Annotated in this window: 15 protein-coding genes; 2 read left to right on the top strand and 13 right to left on the bottom strand. The window is 61.4% G+C overall.

Annotated features, from left to right (window positions below; genetic code table 11):
- The first annotated feature begins 6 nt into the window (after positions 1–6).
- The gene (locus tag AACP62_RS00765) at positions 7–1,530 is read left to right on the top strand and encodes an alpha-L-arabinofuranosidase C-terminal domain-containing protein (RefSeq protein ID WP_198187843.1); all 1,524 of its coding nucleotides are present in this window, start codon (positions 7–9) and stop codon (positions 1,528–1,530) included.
- Positions 1,531–1,706: 176 nt separating this feature from the next.
- Here the strand turns inward: AACP62_RS00765 and AACP62_RS00760 are convergent, their stop codons facing one another.
- Positions 1,707–2,849, bottom strand: coding sequence for an inositol-3-phosphate synthase (locus tag AACP62_RS00760; protein WP_029678243.1), 1,143 nt, complete (start codon positions 2,847–2,849; stop codon positions 1,707–1,709).
- Positions 2,850–3,020: 171 nt separating this feature from the next.
- Between AACP62_RS00760 and AACP62_RS00755 the strand changes: the two genes are divergently transcribed.
- Complete coding sequence (locus AACP62_RS00755; RefSeq protein WP_339345693.1) at positions 3,021–5,273, top strand: transglycosylase domain-containing protein; 2,253 nt, start codon at positions 3,021–3,023, stop codon at positions 5,271–5,273.
- A gap of 100 nt (positions 5,274–5,373) precedes the next feature.
- Here AACP62_RS00755 and leuA read toward each other — a convergent pair whose 3' ends face one another.
- From leuA to AACP62_RS00695, 12 genes are all read right to left on the bottom strand, one after another.
- Entirely contained in the window at positions 5,374–7,284 is a 1,911-nt protein-coding gene (leuA, locus tag AACP62_RS00750; RefSeq protein ID WP_029678245.1) for a 2-isopropylmalate synthase, read from the bottom strand.
- Between the two features lie 263 nt (positions 7,285–7,547).
- On the bottom strand, positions 7,548–8,168 hold the full coding sequence (locus AACP62_RS00745; protein WP_024626962.1) for a DUF5701 family protein: 621 nt from the start codon (positions 8,166–8,168) through the stop codon (positions 7,548–7,550).
- Between the two features lie 41 nt (positions 8,169–8,209).
- Positions 8,210–9,298 (bottom strand): aspartate-semialdehyde dehydrogenase, encoded by a 1,089-nt coding sequence (locus AACP62_RS00740; protein WP_339345691.1) that lies wholly within the window; start codon positions 9,296–9,298, stop codon positions 8,210–8,212.
- A 17-nt stretch (positions 9,299–9,315) separates the two neighbouring features.
- A complete protein-coding gene (locus AACP62_RS00735) occupies positions 9,316–9,879 on the bottom strand; it encodes an ACT domain-containing protein (protein WP_029678247.1) in 564 nt (187 codons plus the stop codon).
- Complete coding sequence (locus AACP62_RS00730) at positions 9,876–10,709, bottom strand: aspartate kinase (RefSeq protein WP_081709035.1); 834 nt, start codon at positions 10,707–10,709, stop codon at positions 9,876–9,878. The genes AACP62_RS00735 and AACP62_RS00730 overlap by 4 nt, the downstream gene beginning before the upstream one ends.
- Positions 10,710–10,837: 128 nt before the next feature.
- Positions 10,838–11,440: a recombination mediator RecR gene (gene recR, locus AACP62_RS00725; protein ID WP_015022549.1), complete on the bottom strand. Its 603-nt coding sequence runs from the start codon at positions 11,438–11,440 to the stop codon at positions 10,838–10,840.
- On the bottom strand, positions 11,440–14,337 hold the full coding sequence (locus tag AACP62_RS00720; protein WP_339345687.1) for a DNA polymerase III subunit gamma and tau: 2,898 nt from the start codon (positions 14,335–14,337) through the stop codon (positions 11,440–11,442). Before AACP62_RS00720 ends, recR begins: the two co-directional genes overlap by 1 nt.
- A 70-nt stretch (positions 14,338–14,407) precedes the next feature.
- Positions 14,408–14,803 carry an Rv3654c family TadE-like protein gene (locus AACP62_RS00715; RefSeq protein WP_339345685.1) on the bottom strand — a complete coding sequence of 132 codons (396 nt, stop codon included), beginning with the start codon at positions 14,801–14,803 and terminating at the stop codon, positions 14,408–14,410.
- A 3-nt stretch (positions 14,804–14,806) separates the two neighbouring features.
- Complete coding sequence (locus AACP62_RS00710; protein WP_339345684.1) at positions 14,807–15,184, bottom strand: TadE family type IV pilus minor pilin; 378 nt, start codon at positions 15,182–15,184, stop codon at positions 14,807–14,809.
- Positions 15,171–15,407, bottom strand: a complete 237-nt coding sequence (locus AACP62_RS00705) for a DUF4244 domain-containing protein (RefSeq protein WP_339345682.1) — start codon at positions 15,405–15,407, stop codon at positions 15,171–15,173. The genes AACP62_RS00710 and AACP62_RS00705 overlap by 14 nt, the downstream gene beginning before the upstream one ends.
- Positions 15,408–15,737: 330 nt before the next feature.
- A complete protein-coding gene (locus tag AACP62_RS00700) occupies positions 15,738–16,280 on the bottom strand; it encodes a pilus assembly protein (protein WP_339345681.1) in 543 nt (180 codons plus the stop codon).
- Positions 16,271–16,933, bottom strand: coding sequence for a pilus assembly protein (locus tag AACP62_RS00695; RefSeq protein WP_339345680.1), 663 nt, complete (start codon positions 16,931–16,933; stop codon positions 16,271–16,273). Before AACP62_RS00695 ends, AACP62_RS00700 begins: the two co-directional genes overlap by 10 nt.

Genomic DNA, 16,933 nt, shown 5'->3' with positions numbered 1-16,933 from the left:
CGAACAGTGAGCATCCATATCGACCCGCGCCTGACCACCGGCACCATCAGCCCCTACCTGCACGGCCAGTTCATCGAATTCCTCGGCGAGTGCATCGATCAGGGACTATGGGTGGGCACGGATTCCACCATCCCCAACACCGACGGCATCCGCACGGACGCCCTCAAGGCCCTGAAAGCTCTGAAGCCTCCCCTGCTACGCTGGCCCGGCGGCTGCTATGCCGACACCTACCACTGGCGTCAGGGGGTCGGGCCCCGCAATCAGCGTCCGGTGGGATACAACGAGAACTTCGGTACCTACCAACCTGACGGGCATGGTTTCGGCACCGACGAGTTCCTCCGCCTGTGCCAGGCCATTGGCGCCGAACCCTGGATCAACGTGAACATGCTGAGCGGATCCGTGGCTGAGATGCGCGACTGGATGGAGTACTGCAACCGTCCATCGGGCACGGCCATGTCGGCCATGCGGGCCTCCAACGGCCACCCCTCCCCCTATGGCGTGAAATTCTGGGGTCTGGGGAACGAGCCCTGGGCCGGCGGGGGGACGATGACCCCGTCCATGTACGCGGACCGCTATCGGATGTTCGCCTCGGCCATGCCCACCTTCGCCGAGAACGGGGACCAGCCCCCGATGATCCGGCCCATCGCCTGCGGCCCAGACGGAAACAAGCCTATGGAACGGGTGCGCTGGACCAGGGACTTCTTCCAGGCTTTGGCCCAGTACCGCCAACCGCCCATCGCCGCCTACGACCTACACTTCTACAACTGGAACATCGACCACCCCGACGACACTTCCACTCAGTTTGATCAGGACGGCTGGGATCGGGTGATTCAAGGCGCCCTTGAACTCGGTGAGGTCATCGACCAGCAGTGGGATCTGATGCAGGCCTGCCTGGCCACCATGCCCCACCCTGAGAGCAGCATGGATTCCAGGCTGACAAGGGTCGACCTGGTCATGGGCGAATGGGGCAACTGGCATGGCGATGCCTTCACGGCCCGTCCGGCGCTCCGGCAGCAGGTGACCATGCGCGACGCGGTCACCTCGGCTCTGACGCTGGATATCCTTCAATCCAGATGCGACAAGGTGTCCATGGCCTGCAATGCCCAGACCCTGAACGTCCTCAACTCGTTGATCCTGACCGAGGACGATGCCACCATCCTGACCCCCAACTACGACGTCTTCATGATGTACCGGTGCCACCAGGGAGCCCGGGCGGTCCAGAGCCTGCCGGAGGCCGACAACCCGTCCCTGCACGTCTTTGCCTCGGTCAAGGACGGACACATCATGGTGGATCTGGTCAACGCCGACATGGCCTCAGCCACCGAAGCGACGCTGACCCTGCCCGAGCCTGTGCGTCCTGCGGGCATGCAAAGCCTTTCTGCACAGGATCCACATGTCTGCAATACCCGATCCGACCCGGACCAGGTCAGGGCTCGCCAGGTCGATGTCTCGGACATCCCCGAAGGACGTGAAATTACAGTCCGTCTGGACCCGGCCTCAGTGAATGTGCTTGACCTGGCCATGGTCTGAGAATCAGCAGCAGCGATCGGCGGGCTGGGCACTTTGTCTGAGGTCCGCCGACTCAAATCTACGATCCAGCTATATAAACAAACCAAACATATAAACAGCATGTGGCCGATCCCCCGAAAGAGGTCGGCCACATGCTTATATCAGGCGCACGACAGCACCCGACTGGGGTGTTCTACTCAGGCGTGCCAGACGTCCTTGCCGTTCTCCTTTGCGGCCTTGACATCGGCATCCAGGGCGCTCTCGTCACCCTCCACCTTGCCGGCGATGTAATCCTCGACCAGCTGACGGGCCTCGTTGTCCTCATGCTGGACAGCGGGCGACTTCATGAAGTAGGAGCTGGGTGCCAGCACCGGGCCGGCCAGGTGGCGGTCCAGGGCGATCTTGGCGGCGCGCAGGGCATCGATGACGATGCCAGCCGAGTTGGGCGAATCCCAGACCTCCAGCTTGTACTCCAGATTCAGCGGGACGTCACCAAAGGTGGTGCCCTCCAGACGCACAAAGGCGAACTTGCGGTCATCCAGCCAGGCCACATAGTCGGAAGGGCCGATGTGGACGTTGTGGGGATCCATGTCGTGGGGAACGATGGAGGTGACTGCACGGGTCTTGGAAACCTTCTTGGACTCCAGACGAGTACGCTGCAGCATGTTCATGAAGTCCATGTTGCCGCCGACGTTCAGCTGGTAGGTGCGGTCCAGACGCACGCCGCGATCCTCGAAGAGGCGGGCCATGACCCTGTGGGTAATGGTGGCGCCCACCTGGCTCTTGATGTCATCACCCACGATGGGCAGGCCGGCATCGCGGAACTTCTGAGCCCATTCGGGGTCGGAGGCGATGAAGACAGGCAGGCAGTTGACGAAGGCGCACCCGGCCTCGATGGCGGCGGTGGCATAGGCCTTGTCGGCCTGCTCAGAGCCGACGGGCAGGTAGGAGACCAGCACATCGACCTTCTTGTCGCGCAGGACCTGGGCCACATCCACGGGCTCGGCATCCGACTCGGTGATCATCTTCTTGTAGTACTCGCCCAGTCCGTCGCCGGTCGGCCCGCGCAGGACCTCCACGCCCTTGTTGGGGACGTCGCAGAACTTGTAGGTGTTGTTTTGCGAGGCGAAGATAGCCTCGCTCAGGTCCTTGCCGACCTTGAGTGAATCCACATCGAAGGCGGTCACGAACTCCACGTCACGAATGCGGTAGCCACCGAAATTGGCGTGCATGATGCCGGGGATTTTGTCATCATCCTTGGCGTCCTTGTAATACTCGACTCCCTGTACCAGCGAGGAAGCGCAGTTGCCCACGCCCGCTATAGCTACACGGATGCTCATACAAACTCCTCTGATTTACTGAGTTATTCCAACCTAAGCATACCTTCTCCCGATGAATAGCATGGAGGAATGAGCAGTACAGAACTCCAAGGATGGCGTAAACGTACGAAAATGATGAACGTTCAGCCTTAGGTCGAACAGTTTTCAGCCCCGCCGGATAGCGTGGTTGGCATGGCCAATCAGACTCGTTCAGTCAGTTCGACCTCGCCCACACGCAGGACCCAGTCCGGAACGCGCGGCAGCAGGAATCGCGCTGACAGGCTCACCTCGCGGCATGCCGACCGCAAACCCCGGGGCGGCGGACCCCGTCGCGGACGGCCCCACAAATCGCATCGCGTACTTAAGTGGACCCTGGCCCTGCTGGGACTGGTGCTGGTCGCCGGGGCGGCGGCCTTCGCATACCTGTATCTGACCACTGAAATCATCCCGCCTGAGAAGCAGGCCCTGGCACAAAAGACCACGGTCTACTATGCGGACGGCACCACCCCCATCGGAACCTACGCCAATCAGAACCGGGAGATCATCAACTGCTCGGTCCTGCCCAAGTATGCGGGCAATGCGGTCGTTGCCTCGGAAAACCGCACCTTCTACAAGGACAACGGCATCGACCTCAAAGGCATCAGCCGAGCGCTCTTCAACAACGTGACCAAGGGCACCCGACAGGGCGGATCCACCATCACCCAGCAGTATGCCGAGCGCTACTATCTGGGCGAGACCACCACCTACAAGGGCAAGCTACGCGAGGCCATTCTCTCCTTGAAGATTTCCAGGACTGAGGATAAGGACACCGTCCTTTGCAACTATCTGAACACCATCTACTTCGGACGTGGCGCTTACGGGATCCAGGCCGCCGCGCAAAACTACTTCGGTAAGGACGCCAAGGACCTGACCATGCCTGAGTCGGCCATGCTGGCTGGCATCATCCCCGCCCCTGCCTCCTGGGACCCGGCGGTCAACCCCAAGCAGGCCGAGTCCCGCTTCCGCCGCGTGCTGGCCATCATGGAGGAGGACCACTACATCAGCCATCAGGACCGGGCCAGCGCCCAAATGCCGCAGACCATCAAATACATGCCGCAGAACGTCTACCAGGGGCCCAACGGCTACCTGCTGCGCATGGTCCGCAACGAGCTGTCCTCCGGCAAAAAGGCCCCCTTCACAGCCGACGACCTGGATACAGGCGGCTACCGGATCATCACCACCATCCAAAAGGACAAGCAGGATCTGATGTTCCAGGTGGCCAGTCCATCCACAGGCAACAAGCATCTGCCGGCCACTCTGCAGATCGGAGGACTTTCGGTCGACCCCAAGACCGGGGCCATCATCTCCCTGTACGCCGGTGACGACTACCTGACCCACCAGCTCAACAACGTGGATCAGGCGACCTTCCAGGTCGGTTCGACCATGAAGGCTTACACGCTCCTGGGCGCCATCCAGGATGGGGTCAGCCTGAACACGGTCTTCAATGGCAATTCACCGCGTACCTTCTCCAGCGTGGGCAAGTCCGTCGCCAACGCCGGAAATGTCAGCTACGGGTACATCAACCTCTACTCGGCATTCGCCAACTCGGTCAACACGGTCTTCATGGACCTGGGCGAACACGTGACCTCGCAAAAGATTGCCCAAGTGGCCCACACAGCCGGCATCACCGGGAAAATCGATGATACGACCACCTTCGACACCCTGGGTGTGGACGCTCTCTCGGTCTATGACGTGACCCAGGGTTACGCCACCCTGGCCAATGGAGGGCAACGGCCCAAGTTGCACCTGGTCGCCCAGGTCAAAGACACCAAGGATCAGGAGCTTTACACGGCTGCAATCCAGTCGGATCAGGTCTTCAACGCCGATCAGGTGGCTCTGCTGCAGAAGGCCATGACCACCACGGTCCAGCGCGGCACTGCATCCTATGCCCGTTCTCTGGGGCGGCCCATCGCGGGCAAGACCGGCACGGCCAATGACCAGACCGCCATCTCCTTCATCGGATTCACCCCCTCGCTCCTGACCACCTTCGCCGTCTGGAACCAGGGGCAGGACGGCGGCGCCCTGAAGGTGCCGGATCACTATCACGACAACTTCTATGCGGTCCAGCTCTTCACCCAATATATGAAGTCGGCTCTAGGCAACAGTCCGGTGGAACGTTTCCCGGATGCCGAAGACCACGGCAAGGTCGGTGGCCCGGAAGGCAACTGGGGCACCGGATCCAGGCAGAGCAGCTCGTCCACGCGCAACCGTGAATACTCATACGCACCCAGGCAACGCTCCCAGCGCCAGAACTCCGAGCAGGAGCAGTCCGGGCCCGGCAGTGGTTCGGGCGCTGGCGCTGGAGGCGGAACGGAGAACGAAGACAACAGCGGCAGCAGTGAGGGCGGCAACGAAGGCAGCACTCAGGGTCAGGGCAACTCCGGGGCCGAGTCATCCCAGCAGTAAACCAGCCAACGGTATACCTGTTCAGACAATTTGGCCCGATCCGGGCGTAACTGTGCGTCCGGATCGGGCCTAAAAGGACCGGTATTGGATTTTCTGGCCTTCAGCCGCGCTGGAAACGGTTGAGCGCCGAGATGATGGCCTTGAGGGAGCTGGTGGAGATGGACGAGTCGATGCCCACACCCCAGATCACCCGGGACCTGGCCGGTTCACCCACCTGGCATTCCACGTAGGAAGCCGCCAGAGCATCCGTACCGGCGGTCATGGCGTGCTCGGCGTAATCCAGGACCGAGACGGTCTGATCCAGGGACTTGAGTGCATCCAGGAAGGCCGCAATAGGACCATTCCCATGTCCCTGAACACGACGACGCACCTCAGGATCGCCTGGAGCGAGCCCCCTATCCAGCAGGGTGGCATCGAGAACCGTGTCGGAGCCGTCCTCGCCGGAGGTGACTGCCACATTCAGCAGCTTGAAGCGTCCCCACTGATGCAGGGTCTCGTCGCGTTGATCGGCCATGGACTCGCCGCCGACAACGCTTCCACCGGCCTCCACGGGCAGGTACTCGTCCTTGAAGAGCCGCCAGATGTCGGCATCCTTGACCTCGCGCTTGGTGCTGTCGGCATAGCTCTGGACCAGACGTTCGAACTCCACCTGGAGACGCTTGGGTAGATCCAGATGGTGGTTGGCCTTGAGCAGGTAGGCCATGCCGCCCTTGCCCGACTGGGAGTTGACCCGGATGATGGCCTCGTAGTTGCCGCCCACATCCTTGGGATCGATGGGCAGGTAAGGCACCAGCCAGAGGAAGTCATCGGGGTTGGCGTTGGCGCGTAGAGCCGCCTGCTGCCGGGCATCCAGCCCCTTCTTGATCGCATCCTGGTGGGAGCCGGAGAAGGCTGTGAAGACGAAATTGCCCACATAGGGGTGCCGCTCGGAGACGGCGATCTGATTGCAGTACTCCACCGTCCGACGAATGCCGGGCATATCGGAGAAGTCCAGCTGAGGATCGATCCCCTGGACCAGCAGGTTCAGCCCCACCGTGCAAATGTCGACATTGCCGGTGCGCTCGCCATTGCCCAGCAGACAGCCCTCCACCCGGTCGGCCCCGGCCAGCAGACTGAGTTCGGTGGCGGCCACAGCCATACCCTCGTCGTTGTGGGGATGCAGGGAGAGCACCACCGCATCCCGATCCTTGAGGTTGGTTGATATGTACTCCACCTCGTCGGCGAAGACGTTGGGGGTGGTCATCTCCACGGTGTTGGGCAGGTTGATGATCATGGGGTGTTCCGGCGTGGGCCTGATCACGTCGATGACCGCGTTGCAGACCTCCAGGGAATACTCAGGCTCTGCCCCGGAGAAGGACTCGGGCGAATACTCATAGGAAAGATCAGTGCCCCCGGCATCGGCCTCCAGGGAGCGGCAGAGCTCGGCAGCGTCGGTGGCCAGCTTCTTGATCCCGGCCTTGTCCTTGTGGAAGACAACCTCCCGCTGCAGGACCGAAACCGAGTTGTAGAAGTGGACCACGGCCCGCTTGGCCCCACGCAGGGCCTCATAGGTTCGGCGAATCAGGTGCTCACGGGCCTGGGTCAGGACCACGATGGTCACATCGTCAGGAATCAGCTCGCGCTCTATCAGTAGGCGAATGAAGTCGTAATCGGTCTCGGAGGCCGAGGGGAAGCCCACTTCGATCTCCTTGAAGCCCATGGAGATCAGCAGATTCCAGAATCTCAGCTTGCGCTCGGAATCCATGGGGTCGACCAGGGCCTGGTTGCCGTCGCGAAGATCGACCGAGCACCAACGGGGCGCCCGCTTCAGGGTCTTGCCCGGCCAGGTGCGCTGCGGGTAGTCGAAGGGAACCTGCTTGTTGTAGGCCACATATTTGTTGTAGGGCATGGCACTGGGCTTCTGCGGCGAACCCACGAACCTGGGGGGAGGCAGCAGCAGGTCGTTGTTCCCTCCATTGGACGCCGCGGCCTGGGCCGCAAGATCAAACACGGATGCACGATCCTGATCCATCTCTCCTCCTTCTTTCGTTCGTCGGAAACCACAATGTCACCCGGCTGTAGGTGTTCGGGCAGGCCGAAATCGTACCGGGGGTGCCATTATCTTACCGGAGGAGGGCCGGGACATGCGGTCCGGGTCCGCATTCCGACGCAGGGAAAAGCTAGCGCATGGGGTCTGGCATAATTCGCATGGGTGCCAAGGACGCAAACACCACACTATGCAAACGCTGACAGAGTGCTCACTGCATAAGATTCAGAAGATTTAGTAGAAGGGATTCACTGGAAGAGGGAGACGCCGCGACGGCCCTCGCAGTAGGCGTTGCCCAGCCAGGTGTGACGCGAGTTGGGCCAGACCGAACCCAGACGGGGAGCGTTCTGGCTCATCCAGATGCTGGGCACGCGCCCATCGGCGCTGTGGGAACCCAGCAGGTTGAAGCCGTTCTTGACCGCAAGCCAGTCGGGATGCTGGGTGGCGATGGCCAGCCCCTCCTCCAAGGTCAGAGGGAGTCGATCGTCGGAGTCGATCAGCTTGCGGGCTACGTCCGGTTCTCGGTTGGTGTAGCAGGTGCCGGTATGTGGCTCCAGGACGATGTAGAAGGGTCCTTCGGGCGGCTCGAACCCGTTCTGCGGCAGGAAGCTGGCGATATCGCGCGGAGGCATAGTGGTAAAGCCAGCCATGCGATTGATGCTGGTCCGGGCGATCAGCGACTCAGGTGAGACCAGCTCCCTGGTGGGAATGAGCAGGATCTGCTCGCCCAGCTCAGTGGATTCCAGCGCGGAGATCAGAGGCTGGGCCAAGGCTCTGAAAGCGGCGGCGCTGATGTCCGCCACATCCGGATAGCCCAGGGCCACGATCCTATCCAGTTGCCGCTGCACTTCTTGGGAAGATCTGGTCATGGTCTCCAGTCTAATCGGTGCCCACAAGCGAACCGGGCATCTCAGATTCTGTCAGCGAAGTGCTTGTGGGCGATCAGCTCGGCGATCTGCACGGCGTTGAGGGCGGCTCCCTTGCGCAGGTTGTCATTGGCCACGAACATGGACAATCCCCTCTTGCCTTCCACGGCCTGGTCCTGGCGGATGCGGCCCACGAAGCTGGGGTCCTTGCCGGCTGCATCCAGAGGAGTGGGTATTTCCGCCAGACTTACTCCGGGGGCCTTGGACAGCAGGTCGCGGGCCTGGTCAGGGGTGACGTCATGCTCGAACTCGGCGTTAATGCTCATGCCGTGGGCTGTGAAGACCCCTACCCGCACGCAGGTGCAGGATGCGGCGAGATCGGGCAGGTGCAGGATCTTGCGGCTCTCATTGCGCAACTTCTGCTCCTCGTCGGTCTCCCCGCTGCCGTCATCGACCAAGTCACCAATAAAGGGAACGGCGTTGAAGGCAATGGTGCGCACCACCTTGGTGGGCGGGGGGAACTCGATGGCCGATCCGTCGAAGACCAGTCGGTCAGCGCCCTGCTCCACAGCGGTTTTGGCCTCGTCGCGCAGCTGGAGGACGCCGGCGCGCCCAGCCCCCGACACGGCCTGGTAGGAGGAGACGATCAAGCGGCGCAGACCGTATGCCTTGGCCAAGGGGCTCAGCACCGGCATGCAGGCCATGGTGGTGCAGTTGGGATTGGCCACGATCCGCCGGGGGATAAGATCCAGGTCCTCGGGGTTGACCTCAGACACCACCAGGGGAACCTCGGGATCCATCCGCCAATGGGAGGAGTTGTCGACCACGTAGGCTCCGGCCTCGGCGAAGCGCGGGGCCCAGGTTCCTGAGGTCGAACCGCCGGCGGAGAAGATGGCCAGATCAATTCCGCTCAGATCGGCCTGCTCCACATCCTCGACCGTGATGGTCCTGTCACGCCAGCGCAGCTGCTCTCCGGCAGACCGGGAGGAGGCCATGAATCGCAGGTCGGCCACGGGGAAGTCCCGTTCGTCCAGCATGCGGCGCATGACCATGCCTACCTGGCCGGTGGCACCCAGAACAGCTACATTGATGCCGCGGCGACCGTTGTTCGCCAAAACAGCCTTATCCGTCATTGCTCTCTCCTCTCTGCTCAGCGACCCGTGCCGCCATAAACAACCGCCTCGACCTGATCGGCATCCAAGTGGAAGGCCGTATGGATGGCCCGTACCGCTTCGTCCAAGTCCTGAATGGGCACCAGGGCGGAGATGCGGATCTCGGAAGTCGAGATCATGAGCACGTTGATATGCCTGTCGCTCAAGGCCCGGAAGAAGGTGGCAGTGATACCTGAGTGGGTCTTCATGCCCACCCCTACCAGAGTCACCTTGCCCACCTCGGGATTGATGTCGACCGAGCGGAACCCCAGTTGCTCGCGGGAATCATCCAGCATGGGAACCACCTGATCAGCCTGAGCGGACGGCAGGGTGAAGGAGATGTCCACGGTTCCGGTGGCCGCCCCAGCCTGGACGATCATGTCGATGTTGATGCCGCCCTCGGCAAGGATGGTGAAGAGCCGCGCGGCCACGCCAGGTCGATCGGGCACGGCCCGCAGGCTGACCTGGGTCTCGCTGCGGTCGTGGGCAACCCCTGAGATTATGGGTGACTCGGGGCCGTTCAGGTCCGGGAACAAATCGCCCATGGATTCGCCGTTGGTCATGACCTTCCTTCCGTCATATCCCGTTGCCTGTCGGTGTGTGCAGCGGGGGGATCCGGCAACTGGCCGGTCTCCAGATTGGGAATCTTGTCGACATCGACATCATCGGGCATAATCAGCGTGCCCGGACGATGGGAAAAGGAGCTGCGCACATGGATGGGCATGCGGAAGCGCTGGGCATACTCCACGCAGCGCAGGGCCAGCACCTTGGATCCGCCGGCCGCCATCTCCAGCATTTCCTCGTATGAGATGCGAGCGATTCTTCGGGCGGTGGGCACAATGCGCGGATCGGCGGTAAAGACGCCGTCCACATCGGTATAGATCTCGCAGACATCCGCCTTGAGTGCCACAGCCAAGGCCACAGCCGAGGTGTCCGAACCGCCGCGGCCCAGGGTGGTGGCATCGCCGTCGGCGTTGACCCCCTGGAAACCTGCTACGATTCCCACTTCGCCTCGGTCCAGGGCCTTCATGACTCGCTGGGGTCGGACATGGCGGATGTGGGCTGCACCGTAGCGTGCATCAGTCATGAATCCCGCCTGCGAACCGGTGAAGGAATGGGCATGCTCACCTTGTGCATGGATGCTCATAGCCAGCAGGCTCATGGAGATGCGTTCCCCCGCCGTCATAAGCATGTCCATCTCACGGGCCGGAGGATTGGAGTCCACATCCATGGCCTGATCGATCAGATCGTCAGTGGTGTCCCCCATGGCGGAAACCACCACGGCGATGTCATTGCCTGCGCGCTTGGTATCGATGATGCGCTTGGCCACACGCTTGATGGAGTCCGAGTCCGCCACTGAAGACCCGCCATATTTCTGAACGATAAGTGCCACTGCTGTTCCATCCCGCGACGGTTAAGCCACTAGACCATCATCTGCAACATATTGATTATATGGATTATACGAACGACACCGTTTTATCAGACCCTCTCCACCAACATGCGAAACTATGACTGCGGGCCTTACAGATCGCGGCGGCCGGAAATCGCCCGACCAAGGGTGATCTCGTCAGCATATTCCAGATCACTGCCGACAGGCAGACCGCTGGCCAGCCTGGTGACCCGAAGATCCAGAGGACCCAGCAGCCGTCCCAAGTAGGTGGTGGTGGCCTCGCCTTCGATGTTGGGATCCAGGGCCAGCATGACCTCTTTGACCTGATCTGTGCCCAACCGTTTCAAGAGCTCGGGAATGCGCAGATCGCCGGGCCCAACGTTGGACATAGGATCGATGGCCCCGCCCAGCACATGATATAGGCCCCGGTATTCTCCAGTACGTTCGATACTCATGACGTCCTTGGGCTCCTCGACTACACAGATGATGCTGCGGTCACGCCTCGGATCCTGACAAATGGGGCATGGGCTGGTCTCGCAGACATTGCCGCAGATCTCGCAAAACCGGACCTTCTCCTTGGCGGCGACGATGGCGTCGGCCAGATCCTGAGCACTGCGCCGATCGGCTCCCAGAATGTAGAAGGCGATGCGCTGCGCCCCCTTGGGACCAATGCCTGGCAGTTGAGCAAAAGCATCAATCAGCTCTTGAATGGCTCCATCATAGGTAGCAGCCATCATTCACCTCCCTGTCGCTGCGCCTGTTCCTGCCGGCGCTTTTGGACGTTGATCGGATTCTGAGGGTCGTCAGCAGCAAAATCCTCCACCTTGGTCACATCGAACATTTTGGTCAGTTCATCCTGGTTCATGGCGTTGTCCGCCCCGAGCCTGGCATCGTCCATGGAATAGACATCGTCCTCAGGATCCACAGAAGGCCCCGAGGCCTGGGAGGAGCTAGAGGCTGAACTAGCGAAGCCTGCTGGCATTCTCCTGTCATCAGATCCGGATGCATCGGCCATTGCCTGGGGGCCATCCGAACCACCGGCAGCATTGGAACCGTGTCCGTCACTCTGCACGTCCGACGAGATTGATATGCCAGTCGCCAAGGCTCCGGCATCGGAAACCGATTCGGTCCCCGATGCCGGAGCCGAGGTTGCACCCGTAGCGCTTCCTTGACCGGGCGAATCAGCCGATTTCGAAACTGCAAGGCCTTGGTCCGAATCTTCATGGCCCTGACTGCTGGAGGACTCTGCAGAGGTTGTGGCGCTGTTCCCGGGATCGGGCACGGCCCAAGGATCCGTGTCATCACTCATGTCCGGCAGAGCTACCTTTTTGGACTCATGGTCTTTCCGGCCATTGGATCCGTCGCTGCTTTCACCAGGCTGCCAGGTCTTCTGCGGTGCATGCGTTGCGAGCATAGGGTGGGCCCAGGGATCATCGTCCGGCAATACCGTAGAGGCAGTTGAGCCAAAGCCCGCAGCCGGCGACGATTGGACCGGACCGCCGACCGGGTGGTGGGCGTCGTCGGAGTTCCCGTCGCCTGCAGCTTTCCCAGGGGTGGACCTTCCCTCCGATGCCGATGCTCCGGTCTCACCTTGATGACCAGTCGAAGTCGTCATCTCCCTAGGGGCATGCCCCTGCTCCGTGGCCGCATGAGGCATGACCGCCGCCCCAAGGTTCATGGTGGCCAAGCCAGCACGTGCCAAAGCCACTTCCTTCTTGACCTCTGCCCGGCGCTGAGGAGACATCCTGTTGACGGACTCTACCGTCTCGCCATTGGCAGCCGTCCCGGATGGGGCGATCATCGTGGCCTGTCCAAACTCCTGGCGAGCGCGGACCATGACGATACGCGGCACCTTGGTCTCCCCGTCAACCGACTGCGCAGCCACGGCCATGGCGAAGGCATGCTGGCTGAGTGGACGGTCGAAGGTCATAGACAGTCGCTTGCGACCAGAGGAATCTGCTTTCATGGCCACGGTAGGCACCCGGTCCCGCACCACATACTGGCGTACCTCATCAGGCAGGGCGGCCACCAGGGCATCCCAGCGCTTATCCAGCTCCGTACCGGTCGGCACCTCGTTTGTCTGCCCCTGCGTGGCCTCCTGTTGCACTGACCGAGGCGGTTCAGCAGATTGGGCGGGCCTGTCAGAATTGGGTAATCCGGCCTGTCCCGCCGGCTGTCGAGTCGATGAGGAGGGGGCTTCCTTGCGCTCAGGTCGGGTAGAGCCTGAACGGGGATGGGTGGGCCGTCGTCCTTCGCCCTCTTGCTGTCCATCAGCAGAGGATTCGGGATGGGGACCTGCCATGTTCTGCGGCCGAGCAAAGGTGGCGGGGGCCGCAGCAGACAACGAACCTGCCCTGCCTGGCTGTTCGGGGCGATCAGCCCCGCCAGCAGGACCAAGTTGGGCTGCACTGGACGACCGACTGTTCTGCTGAGACCTGTTAGCGCCAATGAACCCACTGCGGGCGGGCGCCGGGGCCGCACCAGCTGTGGAAGCTGCTGCTTCAGCCGATGCCTGCTCCATAGGCTCGCAGACAATTGCCAGCAGCCTGGCGGCCAGCAGCTCCAAGCGCATCCTGGGTGAGGTGGCCCCGTTCATTCCCGCCAGTGCATCATTGATGATGTCAGCCATTCTGGTCAAGACCTGCAAATCCAAAGCATTCGCCTGGCGATGCAGATCGGCCACCTGGTCGTCGTCCGCATCCTCGCTAAGCACGCTTTCGGCCCGCTCTCCCGCCAATTTGAGAACCAGCAGATCGCGGACATGGGCCAGCAGATCCTCGACGAAGCGCTGGGGCTCGAACCCGCCGACGACCACTTTTTGAATGACCCCGTAGAGGCCAGCCCCGTCGTGGGCGATTAGTGCGTCCACAGCTTCGCCGATCAGTGCGGCAGGAGTGAACCCCAGCAGAGCTACAGCCGCATCATAGGTAATGGTTTGCTCGTCAGCGCCTACCATGAGCTGGTCCAGCACGGAAAGGGTGTCACGCACCGATCCGCCTCCAGCCCGCATGGCCAGCTTGAGCACACCGGGCTCGGCCTTAATGTCCTCCTTTTCGCAAATCTGCTCCAGGTATGGTCCCATGACTTCCTGGGGCACCAGACGGAAGGGGTAATGGTGGGTGCGGGAGCGGATGGTGCCGATCACCTTCTCCGGCTCTGTGGTGGCGAAGATGAACATGACGTGTTCCGGCGGCTCCTCGACGATCTTCAGCAGGGCATTGAATCCTTGCTGGGTGACCATATGAGCCTCGTCCAGAATGAAAATCTTGTAGCGGTCACGCACGGGGGCGAAGCCTGCTCGCTCCCTAAGTTCCCTAGCATCGTCAACTCCATTGTGGCTGGCAGCGTCAATCTCCACCACATCGATGGAACCAGGGCCTCCTGTGGCCAGATCCTTGCAGCTGTCGCATTCGCCGCAGGGATGGCTGGTCGGTCCTTTGGCGCAGTTGACACAGCGGGCGAAAATCCTGGCACTGCTGGTCTTTCCGCATCCCCTGGGACCGGAGAAGAGGTAGGCATGGGTCAGCCGGTTCTCATCCAGAGCTCGGGTAAGGGGCACCGTGACCTGCTTCTGACCGATGATGCCGTCAAAAGTGTCAGGCCGATACCGCCGATAGAGTGCTAGTGCCATGGTTCAAGGCTATCCATTTCTTTAGACACGTTCGCTTTCCTTCCTAAGGCTTTCGCCCCGCTTTCTCCTCTCATCCACAGGGTTCGGGGCCTGCCCGTGCAGACTGGACCAGGCGGGGCATCATCGGAACTCCGGTGTCCACCCCCACCGAGACCCTCACGTCGACTCCATCCACCTGACAATCGGTGAGGACACCACGGTTGAGACGGGCAACCCGGGAGGCCAGAGTACAGGGCTTCGTCTGTCCTTCGTCCAGGGCAGAAGCTGCGGCAAGAGCCGAAACATCGGCGCCGGTGCGTGCACGTGTCCGGCAAATCATGAGATTGCCCAGCAGCGCTGCCAGAATCAGACCCAGGCTAATTAGAGCCATCAGCATGATGCCCAAAACCGTGCCGGAGCCCGGATCCGAACCCTTTATCCATGAACCGGCACGCTCGACGCGCGTCTTTCTGACGTGTCCGCGCATGACTCATTCCTCCAATATGGCCACGGCATCGCCATGGACCTGTGCAGGCAGCACGCCCATAGGGCCGGAAACCACTGGGCATGACACCCTGACTGCCGTCTGCCCGGCCGATGGACTCAACCTCACCTGGGCATGCGGACCGGCCATCCGGTGCACCAGCTCTTGGGAATCGCCCTTGCCTTGGGTGACAATCAGGTCTCTGGCAGCAGCGTTGGCCGCATCCTGACAGACCATGCCGATCCTGATCGTCTGAGTCAACGTCAGCAGTATGAGAGCCAGAACCATGACAGCGGGAAGAACGATGGCGAACTCGGCCGTTATTGCACCGTTATCGGATCGCCACCGTCGTCTCCGCTCGGACCGTCTCTCAGCCGACGGCACTGAGCGCCTTCTTCACCAGCCCCATCAGCAAAGTGCGCGTGGAAGAGGATTTGACAATGGCCAGGAGCACACCAGCCAGCGTGGCGGCCACCACCATGATCACAGCGTATTCAGCAGTGATGGCCCCCGATTCAGGCCTGGCCAGCACCACGCTCAGCCGCCCATGCAGGGCACGCACTCCAGAATCTATAGCCTGGCTGATACGAATATACAAATCCGTCATGAACCGGTTGGAACGCTGCCTTAGTCTTCGCAACCACCCGGATCCGGTACCTGCAGCAGGCCATGTCGCAGCCGGCACCAACTGGCCTCCTGCCTGACTGTTCTGCAAATGGAAGACCGTCGCAACCTCTTGTGAATATGTCATCGTTCTCGCCCTTGCCTTTCCTTGTCTTCCCCGCCCCGGCGAATTGCCGTTCCTTAGGGAGTCGGCATCCGGTACCTTTCACTGTGCCCGTTCCAGTCCGTTTCGGTCGACTTGTCCGATACATGTGGATAAGCGAACCTGCATCGGCGGCCTGTGGACAACCGCGCCAGCATGGACTTCATGCCCTCAGGACATCCCACCCGCAAAAGCCGCAATGCACGGTATGACTCCGATCAGCACGAAAGCCGGCAGAATGCACAGCCCTGTCGGCACCAGCAGCCTGACGGTGATCGTCGCCGTGGCCCGGGCCAGCACACTGCGGGCATGGTGATCCAGCTGGCGCATGGTTGTCTCGATACGTGCCAGGGGCGATGATCCCAAACGCCAGGACGGCTCCAGACAGTCAGCCAGGACCTGCATGGACTGCCCGTAATCAGGATCGCCAGTCGCTCCCGACCAGGACAGATCCCATCCGTTGCCACGTCCGAGCAGGTGAGCCACGCAAACCATTCGATGCCCATAAGGACCTGGCAACAGCCCGCCAACCACACCCAGGGCCCTGGGCAGGGAGGCCCCCTGACGAACAGCGACTCCCAGCAAGGCCAGCACCAGACTCAAGGGTGGCGTGGAGTCCTGCTTATCGGCTAATCGCTCACCTGAACTGTCGAATTCCATAAGTAGAAGGGCCATTATGGTCAACAGAGCGGCAATCAGCGGTTTCAGATCCATAGATCCTCCCGGCCCAGATCGTTCATCAGCAGATGCATCCAAACCAGACCAAGAACATAGAAGGCCGCTCCAAGGATCAGACAGACAGTTCCCGGGCCTGGGCGACATAGGAAGGCCAGTGGTCGCGCACCCATAAACTCTCCCATGATGATTGTCAACGCTGGCAGGGTCGACAGGAGACGAATTGTGGCCTTGGGCAAGGCAAAGGCTTTTCCCCGGGCCTCATCCAGTGCCGTCCGCCGTCTCTGCATAGCTGCCACAGTCCGCAGACCATCCGAAGCCCGGCAACCCAGGATGGCGCTGAGCCCATAGCAGGCCATCAGAGCCTGGGCCATAATCGTCAGAGTCGGCCCCCGTTCCTGGGGCAGGCATCGGTTCTCCAACATGGCCATGACACGTTCCGGTGTGACCTCCCGGGTGGCGAACCGCCGCCCGGATGCCTCTTCGAAAGCCTCTACCAGACCGCCTCCATTGTCGACATAGGCAAGCAGTGAAGTGATCAGCACCGCCAAACCGGAACGTTCCGACTGTGCGGAGGGCCTGACAGACATGGCTTTCAGTCTTGCAGCTGCACCTCCCCTATGCGGAAGCAGGACCAGACAGGCAACAGTCATCATCATCGCAGCCAGCCAGGCTGCAGTCTCGTCATTCAT

Origin of the sequence: Bifidobacterium apis (assembly GCF_036986835.1) — a bacterium.
Taxonomy (GTDB): domain Bacteria; phylum Actinomycetota; class Actinomycetes; order Actinomycetales; family Bifidobacteriaceae; genus Bombiscardovia; species Bombiscardovia apis_A.
The sequence above is the reverse complement of the archived record's forward strand: the minus strand, read 5'-3'. Positions and strand labels throughout refer to the sequence as shown.